This is a genomic window from Chryseobacterium vietnamense (assembly GCF_031454475.1).
Taxonomy (GTDB): Bacteria; Bacteroidota; Bacteroidia; order Flavobacteriales; family Weeksellaceae; genus Chryseobacterium; species Chryseobacterium vietnamense.
The window spans coordinates 420,373-432,200 of sequence record NZ_JAVDQX010000003.1; the positions used below are offsets into that span (position 1 = coordinate 420,373).

General features: G+C 33.1%; 11 protein-coding genes. 7 read left to right on the plus strand and 4 right to left on the minus strand.

The features are described 5' to 3' along the window. Positions 1-2: 2 nt before the first annotated feature. The 3 genes from J2786_RS15950 to J2786_RS15960 form a co-directional block, all read right to left on the minus strand. Positions 3-1,010: a cation diffusion facilitator family transporter gene (locus J2786_RS15950; protein ID WP_047427243.1), complete on the minus strand. Its 1,008-nt coding sequence runs from the start codon at positions 1,008-1,010 to the stop codon at positions 3-5. Between the two features lie 57 nt (positions 1,011-1,067). Continuing rightward, positions 1,068-2,060, minus strand: a complete 993-nt coding sequence (locus tag J2786_RS15955) for an aspartate-semialdehyde dehydrogenase (RefSeq protein WP_047427247.1) — start codon at positions 2,058-2,060, stop codon at positions 1,068-1,070. Positions 2,061-2,125: 65 nt separating this feature from the next. Further along, the gene (locus tag J2786_RS15960; protein WP_047427250.1) at positions 2,126-2,557 is read right to left on the minus strand and encodes a hypothetical protein; all 432 of its coding nucleotides are present in this window, start codon (positions 2,555-2,557) and stop codon (positions 2,126-2,128) included. Between the two features lie 645 nt (positions 2,558-3,202). Here J2786_RS15960 and J2786_RS15965 point away from each other — a divergent pair. The 7 genes from J2786_RS15965 (at position 3,203) to J2786_RS15995 (ending at position 11,059) form a co-directional block, all read left to right on the plus strand. Beyond that, complete coding sequence (locus J2786_RS15965) at positions 3,203-3,496, plus strand: class I lanthipeptide (RefSeq protein ID WP_047427254.1); 294 nt, start codon at positions 3,203-3,205, stop codon at positions 3,494-3,496. 17 nt (positions 3,497-3,513) lie between these two features. Continuing rightward, complete coding sequence (locus J2786_RS15970) at positions 3,514-3,792, plus strand: class I lanthipeptide (RefSeq protein WP_047427257.1); 279 nt, start codon at positions 3,514-3,516, stop codon at positions 3,790-3,792. Positions 3,793-3,813: 21 nt separating this feature from the next. Then, entirely contained in the window at positions 3,814-4,095 is a 282-nt protein-coding gene (locus J2786_RS15975; RefSeq protein WP_047427261.1) for a class I lanthipeptide, read from the plus strand. Between the two features lie 22 nt (positions 4,096-4,117). Further along, the gene (locus J2786_RS15980; protein ID WP_047427264.1) at positions 4,118-4,417 is read left to right on the plus strand and encodes a class I lanthipeptide; all 300 of its coding nucleotides are present in this window, start codon (positions 4,118-4,120) and stop codon (positions 4,415-4,417) included. A 97-nt stretch (positions 4,418-4,514) separates the two neighbouring features. Then, complete coding sequence (locus J2786_RS15985) at positions 4,515-5,720, plus strand: lanthionine synthetase LanC family protein (RefSeq protein WP_047427267.1); 1,206 nt, start codon at positions 4,515-4,517, stop codon at positions 5,718-5,720. Between the two features lie 22 nt (positions 5,721-5,742). Further along, complete coding sequence (locus tag J2786_RS15990; RefSeq protein WP_047427269.1) at positions 5,743-8,838, plus strand: lantibiotic dehydratase; 3,096 nt, start codon at positions 5,743-5,745, stop codon at positions 8,836-8,838. A gap of 19 nt (positions 8,839-8,857) precedes the next feature. Beyond that, complete coding sequence (locus tag J2786_RS15995; protein WP_047427272.1) at positions 8,858-11,059, plus strand: peptidase domain-containing ABC transporter; 2,202 nt, start codon at positions 8,858-8,860, stop codon at positions 11,057-11,059. A gap of 27 nt (positions 11,060-11,086) precedes the next feature. Here the strand turns inward: J2786_RS15995 and J2786_RS16000 are convergent, their stop codons facing one another. Further along, positions 11,087-11,827: a nucleotidyltransferase domain-containing protein gene (locus tag J2786_RS16000; RefSeq protein ID WP_047427276.1), complete on the minus strand. Its 741-nt coding sequence runs from the start codon at positions 11,825-11,827 to the stop codon at positions 11,087-11,089. Position 11,828: the final 1 nt, after the last annotated feature.

The window sequence follows — 11,828 nt, forward strand, 5'->3', positions numbered from 1 at the left end:
GATTATTCTCCTTCAATGATTGTATGTTTATCCACACTGGTAACATTTTCCGGTGTCCATTCTACACGTTTGATGAAATCTTTTTCGCGGACAGGGCAATCTTTGATCTGGCATACCGGGCATGAAATCGGTTTACAGTCATCCATATGGAAATTGAACTCAATACTTCTTTTAATATTTCTGGCAAGAAGAATAATGACTTTTTCCATTTCACCATGAGCATCACGAAGATCATAATACCAGGGAAGTGTTATATGGGCGTCAATGTGCAGAGAAGATCCGAATTGCTGAATTTTCATATTGTGGACATCAATCCATTCTGCATGTCTGTTTTCTTCAAGGATTTTAATCACCTGATTTAATATTTCAGGATCCTGTTCATCCATAATACCACTTAATGATTTTCGGACGATTTTATAGCCTACAAATATGATATAAAGTCCAAAACTTAATGCTACTACGGAATCGAGCCAATAGATTTTGGTAAAATAAACAATGACTAAGCTGGCCACTACGCCAAGGGTGGTAATGGTATCGGACTGAAGATGTTTACCGGATGAAATAAGAACCAGAGAGTTCTCTCTTTCCCCTTTTTTTATAGAGATATATCCCAGCAGATAATTAATAACAGCAGTGGCTGCAATAATCCATATTCCAAGATCAATTTTACTCAGCGTTTTTCCAACAATAAGACTATGGACCCCTTCATAAATGATCATAACGCCGGCAATAGCGATAAGTGCTCCTTCAATACCGGAAGTAACGAATTCTACTTTTCCATGCCCGTAAGGGTGGTCTTCATCCTTAGGTTTGGCTGCAAGATGGAGAGAATACAATCCCATGAACGCACTGATGACATTGACAATACTTTCCATAGCATCGGAAAATACAGCGTCGGAATTGGTGAGCTTCCAGGCAATAATTTTTCCAACAAAAAGGATGATTCCGAATGTTGCAATGAGCTTTTGAAATCCTATTTTCTCTTTATGGGCATTTTTCTGGGTATTCATAATTGTGTTTGATAAAAAAAAGAATCTCAATTCTGAGACTCTTTTTATTTTGTTAGTTTATACTAAGTTGTTTGCTACAAGGTATTCTGCAATTTGTACAGCGTTTGTTGCTGCTCCTTTCCTCAGATTGTCTGCAACGATCCAGAGGTTGAGCGTCTTGGGCTGTGACAGATCTCTTCTGATTCTTCCAACGAAAACTTCGTCTTTTCCTTCTGAGTACAGCGGCATCGGGTAGTGGTTGTTTTTTACATCATCCATTACAATGACACCCGGAGTTTCAGATAAGATTTTTCTTACTTCGTCCAGTTCAAATTCATTTTCGAATTCGATGTTTACACTTTCAGAATGTCCTCCCTGAACCGGTACTCTTACAGCGGTTGCTGTTAAGTTAAAAGTATCATCTCCTAAAATCTTCTTAGGCTCCTTCATCAGTTTGATCTCTTCTTTGGTGTAATCATCATCAGCAAATACATCACAGTGTGGCAATGCATTTTTAAAGATCTGATAAGGATATACTTTTTCAGTAGAATCATCTCCACTGATTTCCCCGTTCAATTGGTCCACAGCTGCTTTACCTGTTCCAGTTACAGATTGATAGGTAGAAACAATTACTCTTTTTAAATCATATTTCTTGTTCAAAGGTCCAAGAACCATTACCAGCTGAATGGTAGAACAATTCGGATTTGCAATGATTTTATCTTCTTTTGTTAAAACATCAGCATTGATCTCGGGAACGACTAATTTTTTGTCAGGATCCATTCTCCATGCAGAAGAATTGTCAATGACTGTTGTTCCTGCTTCTGCAAATAAAGGCGCGAATTCAAGAGAGGTAGAACCTCCTGCAGAGAAGATAGCAATATCCGGTTTGGCAGCTATAGCGTCCTTCATGCTTACAATAGTAAATTCCTTCTGTTTATACTTCACCTTCTTGCCTACAGATCTTTCGGATGCTACCGGGATTAATTCTGTTACAGGGAAGTTTCTCTCCTCCAAAACTTTAAGCATAACTTGTCCAACCATGCCTGTTGAACCTACTACAGCTACTTTCATTGATTAATTAAAAATTTAAGATTAAACTATTTATAAATTATAACGCATATAATTTCTTTGTCTTTTTATGCCCCGAAGACTCTTGTCCAAGGGAACGCGAATGCAAATAAACCTACTGCAATCAGTCCCATAATCACTACTCCTAAAGAAATAGTATCATTGGATTTTACTTTTTTGTTGACAATGGTCATCAAAACTGCTGCAATAAGCATAGAGAATGGGTGTTCAACATATTGAAATCTCAATGCTGCATTTTTCATTACTTCTCCCATGTTTAATCCTTTGCTGAACGTTGTGATCAACATAATGATTCCCAATAAAAACTGAACGTGGAAGAAAATCATTGTGAATAGAGTTGTTTTCTTCAAAAATTTGTTCACTTTTCCACTGAAACCAAACATGGTAGCTAAAAGTGCAATGATAAATAATGCTACCAAAAGAATTTCAAGATACCCGAAACCTTTGTGGGCATTAAGTAAAATGTTGTAAAAATCCATAATCCTATTTTTTTGTACACAAAGATAACAAAAATCCCGGCTCAAAGCCGGGATTGATATTGAGAAAATCTAATATTATGATTTTATTAGAAGTTGAATGATAATGTAGTAGATATCGTTCTTTCGAATTTTGAATGAATTTTGTTGAAGCGATGAGGTATGCATTTATTTAAGTTGATCGGTTACAATTGTCATTGAGGTATTTTCAGATTCCTTACCTTATTCAGGAAATTTAATTTTTTTCTTTTTTTAAAGTAAACTATTGGTGATTTTAGCTATTTCTCATATTGAAAATTTCTTTATAAAATCAAGATGTTGTTTCTGTAACTGCAGATTTATAAGGTTTTCAAATTTTTGGATAACCTGTCCTTTTGACATTCTAATACTTTCTTATTCTGATGTAAATTTACTGTCTGTTTTGTAGGATGTTTAAGGGATTGAAGTCAGAAGAATACATATTATTCTTGTTAGGAATAATCGCATGACATTTTTATTAAGTGTACAATGATCTTTGAATTTTTATGAATTACTGAACGAGTAACGGCCAATAAAAGGATTAGACACTATTTGGTGTATTGTTAATGAAATATAATGTGTTTTATTCGGAAATAAATGTATATTTGATTTACAAAGTCTAAAATAACTATGAAAAAGAAAAAAATCATCAAATTAGAGATTAACAAAGAAGACATCCTTAATTTGTCACACGATGAATCCCAGAAAATTTTAGGTGGAGGAGGGACAGTAATTACTGTAGATCTTAGCCAGTGTCCGGGAAATGTATGTGATGAGACAGAGCGTTGCAACACAAATGAATGTACAGATGAAGATTGTACATATGGGGGTTGTACTATGAATGAAACAGATGATATGGCCTGTATCACTGATGTTACAAGAGACTGTGACAGAACTTTTGATTTCACTTGTGAAAGAACGTAATTAATACTAGTTAAGATATGAAAAAAAGAATCGTTAAACTAGAAATTAATAAAGAGGATATTCTTGACCTCTCACAGAGCGAATCTCGAAAAATTATTGGAGGAGGAGATACTTTAACGTATGATAATGGTGATACGTGTCAACAACTAACATTGCCAGATGACTGTAATCGTACAGAAGAAGGCTGTCAGGGGTATACAGAAGGGATGGATAGTTGTGATGGCGCTTGCGGAGTGAGTGACGATAGAAACTGTTATACAGGAGATGTATTTCAATGTAATGGAACTAGAACTTAAAATACGAACTAAATTTAAACTATGAAAAAGAAAAAAATCATCAAATTAGAGATTAACAAAGAAGACATTCTTAATTTATCTGAAAAAGAGGCTTATGGAATAGTAGGTGGTGGTCTGAATACTGAAGATCAATGTCCTGAATCTCAGAATGTACGCTGCACTGTTGGTTGTATTGAACCTACCTATGATTGTTGGGATAATACAGTTCAGGATACAGAAATGTGTAACTTAAGTAGTGGAGGGAATTGTGAATCCGGATGGTGTCAGGATACTGGTTTTCATGGAGATTGTGTGAGAACTTAATTAAAAACTAAGTATCATAAACATGGGAAAGAAGAAAATTATCAAACTAGAAATTAATAAGGAAGATATCCTAAACCTCTCACAAGACGAATCTCAAAAAATTATGGGAGGAGGTGGAGCCGTCATTACGGTAGACCTTAGTCAATGTCCTGGAAATGCATGTGATCAAACAGACGGTTGTAACACAAATGACTGCACAGACGAAGATTGCACCTATGGGGGCTGTACTATGAACGATACTGATGATATGGCCTGCGTTACAGATATCACAATGGATTGCTTTACACAAGACGGATCCGGAATGTGTGACGACAGAACCTAATATTTAATTATTTAAGGTTAAAATAAACGCGGATAGCTTTTTATCTTTATTGAAAAGTTATCCGTGTTTATATTTGTATACAAGACGAATTAATTTTATGATGGAGAATTTGATAAAAGAAATAACAAATATAAAAAGTAAAATAGATCAATTATATCTGCATAAGCAATCATATCTTCCCGGAGTATTACATGAGTTAGGAGGTATTTGTCTTTTTTATTTTTATTATGGAAAAATTTTTAATGATCCTATAAGTGTAGATAAAGGAAATATATTGATTGATCATATTCTTGAAGGCATTAAAGATAGTATAAAATTTAAAAATTACAGATTCAGTACTGGAGCTTCAGGTTTGGGATGGTTATTAAAATTTCTTCATAAAGAAGATTTTATTGATTTTGAAGTAGAAGATGCATTATCTGATCTGGACGAGTATATTTATCATTTTGCAATCGAAGAAATAAACAGGGACAATTATGATTTTCTACATGGAGCTATTGGAGCTTTATACTACTTTACAGAAGGAGCAAATGATACAAACAGCTATATAGAAGATATAACTTCCAAACTGTCTTCCGCTACTAAAACGACTATCTATAATAAGCCCTATTGGCCTTCGTTTAATGTAAGCGAAGGTAAAAGGTATGATGAGACAATCAATTTCGGACTTTCACATGGGCAACCAGCTATTGTATCTGTTTTATCGAAGGTTTATAAGCTGAATTCTAGCAGCGAATTGAAGAAATTATTAAGTGAAGCAACCTTTGCAATGCTGGATTTTAAATTTAATATAAGAAAAAATTCGCTTTTTCCTACGATGACATCTGCGGTTGAAGGTATAGAAAAAAATATGAGCAGGGGCGCCCGGCTGGGATGGTGTTATGGAGATTTGGGAATGGGGGTTTCGTTGTGGGATGTTGGACAGGTCATTCAAAATGAAGATTTTAAAAAGATAGCTTTAGATTGTATTAATTTTTCAGCATCGAAAAGAGATCTTAGTCTCAATAGCATTAAAGATGCTGCAGTTTGCCATGGAGCAGCGGGTGTAATGCATATTTTTAATAAGTTTTCTTATCTTAATAGAGAAACGGATTATTCTGAAGCAATAGAATATTGGAAGAATATAACTCTTGAAATGATTCATTCCGAAGAAGAAAAGTATGCAAGCGGGCATTGTGCATGGCACAATGAGCGAGGGTATTATAACGATTTTGGGTTTTTGCAAGGGCTTAGTGGTGTCGGATTATCTTTACTTTCATTAATAGATCCTGATATTAAATGGGGTGATGTGTTATTAATGTAATTCTTTTTTGATATAAACAACAATGTACGAAAGTAATTTTTACGCAATAAGGCAGCCGCTTCTGCCTTTGAAAAATCTTTTTAAATTTTATAAAATCTCTGCAACTTATGATGATAAAGAGATTCTTAAATATCTCATTAAAGAATTTTCTGAGAACTATCAATTAAATGAGGCATTATATCTGGCGTCTGATATTCTATATAATGAAACATTAAAATACTCTGAAAATCCTGAGAACTTCACAGATAAAGACAGAAAAAAACTGCTTCATTCTTTAGCCAAATATTACATAAGATCTACAAGTCGCTGTACTCCATTTGGGTTATTTGCAAATTTTAGTCAAGGTACCTATAATGAACAGAAAGAAAATAAAGAAATACTACCTTCACTACAATATTTTCCTCGCCTTGATATGGAAGTACAATATCAAATAGGAGATTATATTTCAAAACTTGAAGGTGTACAAGATTTTTTAACCTATAGAGTAAATAATAGTTTATATAAAGCAGGTGGAGCCTACAGGTATGTGGAATATAGATTAAAGAAGATGAATCTGACTCATCATCTTGTGTCTTTAGAGTCTAACGAAGTACTGGCATATATTATTAAGATCGCCCGAACAGGTATAAGTTATCCTTTGTTGGTTGAGAAATTATTAAATAAATATGATGTTTCAAAAGTAGAATTGACTAACTATATTAATGGGTTAATTCTCAACAAAGTTTTAACAAGTAATCTGGATATCAATGTCTCAGGGAAAGATTATTTTGATATTCTGTTAGAATTTCTCGAAAACCTATATGAAAATGGGATCAACGATAAAATCTCAGAAATCAGAAATGTTTTATTAAAAGTAAAAAAATTATTGCTTCAGGTTAACAGCAGTCAGTCAAACATAGACCTGTATAAACAAATCCACGGAAATATTACTACTGTATTGCCTGGAATACCAGAAAAGAATTTGATACAACTTGATGTTATAGATTTAAAAGATGATCAGACTTTTAGTATAGACACAAAGAAAGAATTAAAAGGTTTAATCGGTATTGTTTCTAAATTCTCTACACCCCCTTCTCAAAATTCCTGGTTTGAGGTTTTTAAAAGAGCATTCAAAGAACGATATGAAGATAGAAAGGTTAAATTAGCAGAGGTTTTAGACGGAGAACTGGGGATTGGTTACAAAAATGCCAAAAGCACTAGGGATTTTTATGATAATGTGAAAAAAAATGATAATAATAAACTGACAACTTTTGTTTTACACAAATACCACGAATATTTAAAACATAATAAAGAGCAGATTACTATTGATAAAATTGATATAAAGACCCATTTCAATGACACTGTACCTGCTGATCTCCCACATATTAATTTCTTTTTAAAAATCTATCCCCAAAAGGAGGAGGATCTTATTCACATTGCATCCCTATCGAGTTCTTTGGGAAATAATCTTATGGGACGTTTTTGTTCCTCGCACGATAATGTTTATAATAACCTAAGTGCATTAGTTCATGAGCATGAAGAACTGGACAAAAATTATATTTATGCTGAGATTATTCATTTACCGCAAGCAAGAGCTGGAAATGTAATTGCAAGACCTCATTTTGGAGACTATGAAATTCCTTATCTGGCTCATTCTGTACTTCCTGAAAAGCAGAAAATTAATGTAGATGATCTTTACATTCAGGTGATAAATAATGAAATATTTTTATTTTCTGAAAAACTAAAAAAGCCTATTAAACCTCGTTTATCCAATGCTCATAACTTCAGTAAGAGTGGTCTTCCTATCTATCATTTTTTATGCGATATGCAATATCAGGGTAATCCCTATATTAAAGTATGGGATTGGGGAATCATAGACTCTGTTGAAGAGTCTTTTCCAAGAGTGATGTACGGGAATTATGTATTGGAGCCTAAAAAGTGGGTTATAAGAAATGAAAAATTTATAGGATTAAAAAAATGTAAAAACCTCAGTGATTTCAATAATAAGTTTGAGGTAATCAGAAACGGATTAAGTATTCATAATTTAGTTACCTTTAAGGAAGGAGATAATACAATTTGCCTGGATATATCAACTTCTTTAGGAATGGATATGTTGTGGAAAATTATTGATAAGAAAGATAAGTATATTACTTTATATGAGAGTTTATGGGAGCAGACGAATGAACATGCAAATACTGTCTATCATAAAGAAATTATAGTACCTTTTATAAATAAGGATAAAAAGTATCCCGCTAAAAGAATATCAGCAGAAAGGATGCTAAATACTAAAGATGATTATAATAGCAGGGTATTTATCCCAGGATCTCAGTGGATTTACCTTAAAATTTATATAGATTTTAAGTTCATCAATAAAATACTTCTCCAGCTTGCGGACTGTATTGAAAGTAAATTTGTTAAAAAAAGAATTGTTGAAAAATGGTTTTTTATAAGATATTCAGATCCCAAGCAGCATTTGAGATTACGCTTGTACGTAAATGATTTAGAGTTCCTTTCTGAAATAATGAAAGCTTGTAACAGTATATTGACACCGTTGGTTAGAAAAGGGTACGTATCTAGTATTGTTCAGGATACCTATGTCAGAGAGTTAGGAAGATATGGGGGTAAAAATATTATTGATTCCGAAACTCTGTTTTATTATGATTCATCATTGATATACAAAATATATAAATACAAGAATAATATAAGTTATCAGGATCTGTTTTTAGTAGGCTATTATCTGACAGAACACTATCTTAATCTTGCTGATCTCAATGATGAGGTAAGGTTACATTTTCTGGAAAAACAGTTTAATTATTATGCAAAGGAGTTCGAGTACACGAAAGATAAGATGATGAGAAATACCTTACATGAGGAGCAAAGAAGGATTAAGGATATTGTAATTACTGAAAAACTCAACGGAGATATAATAAAGCTTATTGACCAATCAAATTTGAAACAGATCATTGACCAGGTTAAACGAAATGTTGAAAATGATTATTTAAATGTTTTGTCCAGCTATATTCACATGAGTATGAATCGATTATTTACAGAAAAGCAACGCTTTAATGAATTTAAAATTTATTTTTTCTTATTAAAAAAATATCAGTCAATTAAAGCACGGAAATCTGTTGAAGTATAAATTTGTTATTTAAATCATTGTGAAAAAATTCCCCTTTTATCGCCAGCCCGACGCTAAGGATTGTGGTCCAACATGCTTGCGTATTATTAGCAAATATTATGGTAAGTTAGTTGATTTACAGCATGTAAGAATGCTTTCCGAAACAACAAGGATAGGGAGCAGTTTATTAAATTTAAGTAACGCTGCGGAAAAGATTGGATTTAAAACCAATGGTGTAAAAATAAATTTTGATCTTCTTTCAAGGGCTATCCCGTTACCCTGTATTGTTCATTGGGACAAAAAACATTTTGTAGTAGTATATGAAATTAAAAAGAAATCGAAAGATTATTTGATTTATGTATCTGATCCAGCTCATGGACTTGTCACCTATAAGAAAGATGAATTTATAAAACACTGGATCGGAAATAATGCCGATGAAACCTTAAAAGAGGGTATTGCTTTGGTTGTAGAAACTACTCCGGCTTTTTATAATAAAGAATGGGATGATGAAGGAAAAAAACTTAATCTAAGATTTCTTAGTCGCTATGCAATTAAATATAAATCACTAATTATTCAGTTAGCGGTAGGTCTGCTTGCAGGAAGTTTGCTTTCTCTGATCCTTCCTTTTCTTACGCAAAGCATTGTGGATGTTGGGATTCAGAATAAAGATATTAATTTTATTTATCTTGTACTAATTGCTCAGTTTATGCTGTATCTTGGAAGGATGGGAATTGATGTCGTCAGAAGCTGGATTTTACTCCATTTAAGTACGCGAATTAATATTTCATTAGTTTCAGATTTCTTTATCAAACTAATGAAATTGCCTATCAGTTTTTTCGATACCAGAATGACAGGAGATATTATGCAGAGGATTGGAGATCACTCAAGGATAGAGCAGTTACTTACTGGTTCTGCATTGAGTACATTGTTTTCCATTGTTAACTTTTTTGTTTACAGTATTATCTTGCTATTTTATGATTATAGATTGTTTCTAGTATTTTTAGTGGGAGCTACATTCTATTCAATGTGGATTCTTTTTTTCCTGAAAAAGCGAAAAGATCTGGATTATAAAAACTTCTCTCAAGTATCGCAGACTCAGAGTAAGGTTATTGAGTTGATTAATGGTATGCAGGAGATTAAAATGCAAAATGCAGAAAAGAAAAAGAGATGGGCTTGGGAATCATTACAGGTAAAAATATTTAGGCTAAGAATAGAGAGTCTTGCTTTGGATCAGTGGCAGTCTATTGGTGGTGGATTTATCAATCAGATAAAAGATATGATTATTAGTTTTCTTTCAGCAAAATTGGTCATTGACGGTAATATTACATTGGGAATGATGATGTCCATACAGTATATCATAGGACAGTTAAATGGCCCCATAGGCCAGGTTATAGGCTTTATTAAACAATTACAGGATGCCAGTATTTCATTAGAAAGACTTAATGAGATTCATGAGAAAGATGAAGAAGAAACTGCCGGATCCCAATATATTCCAGAAATATCTGGAGGAGACCTGCTTGTACATAATCTAAGTTTTAGATATACAGGATCAAATCAAAATGTTTTTGAGAACCTGAATCTGGTAATTCCCTATCAGAAAACAACGGCAATTGTTGGGGTTAGTGGGAGTGGTAAGACTACACTGATTAAATTATTATTGAAATTTTATGAGCCTACCCAAGGAGATATTAAATTGGGAAACCAGAATTTTAAAAATATTTCTCCCACAATGTGGCGAGATCATATAGGTGTAGTCATGCAGGACGGTTATATTTTCAATGACACGATTGCAGATAACATTGCTGTAGGTGATGATGATATAGATAAAGCAAGATTAAGACATGCTGTACATATTGCAAATATTAAAAAGTTTATAGAAGGTCTTCCATTAACTTATAACACTAAGATTGGTAATGAGGGGATGGGGATAAGTGGCGGGCAGAAACAGCGCTTGTTTATTGCGCGGGCTGTCTATAAATCTCCGGAATATATATTTTTTGATGAAGCGACCAGTGCTTTAGATGCAAATAATGAAAGAACGATAATTGATAATCTTGAACAATTTTTTAAAGGGCGTACAGCTGTCATTGTTGCACACCGCTTATCCACAGTGAAACATGCAGATAAAATTATTGTCCTGGATCAGGGGAAAGTTATAGAAGAAGGTACCCATATGGAATTAGTTGGTTTAAAAGGTGCTTACTATCAACTTGTTAAAAATCAATTGGAGCTAGGAAACTAGTACGCATAGTTATTTTTTAATCGTAAATTAAAAGATATTTTCCTCCCGCACTACTTCGAAATCTCTCCCTTCAATTTGTATCATTTGTGATTGAAGATAATTATAAATTTTTCTAATATTCTCATTATTGTACTCACCTTCTATACAGTCTATCCAGATTTGAATGAAAGTTTTATCCGGATAATCCTGCCATAAGTTGGTCCTTCTGTAATTAGGATTATTTAGGATCAAATCTGTTTTTATATCAATAAATAATTCATAGCTCATAAACCACGAATAGGTATGTAAAGCATTCTTCAAAAAGCTCATGTAATTATAAGTATAGAGTTTTGAAGATTCATTCTGAATCAGATAATTATAGTTAACTGAAAGCGAATACATTTTTAATATGATAGCATCTCTGTGATGTTGAGTATTCCTGAAAGGTGTATTCATAAACTTGTGAGCAATGATGATCAATTCATCGACTGTGTCATTTTTTTTGTATAATATCTTTCCGATACTAAAAAGCCTGGCTTCGAATTTCATATTACGTGCATAGTCCTGTTGCATTCTTTTCTTTACAGAGTCAATACTTTCAGCGAAGTATGAAATTTTATTTTTTATGCCTTTCAGTGTTGTTTTTTGGGTAGTATCAAATATAATTCTGATGTCGATGTCTGAATTTTCATTTTGCAATCCCAATGCATGGCTACCAGTTAAGACGATTCCAATTACATAGTCTTTGGATTTCCAATGTTCGATAAATTCGGTAAGAACTATGTCCATA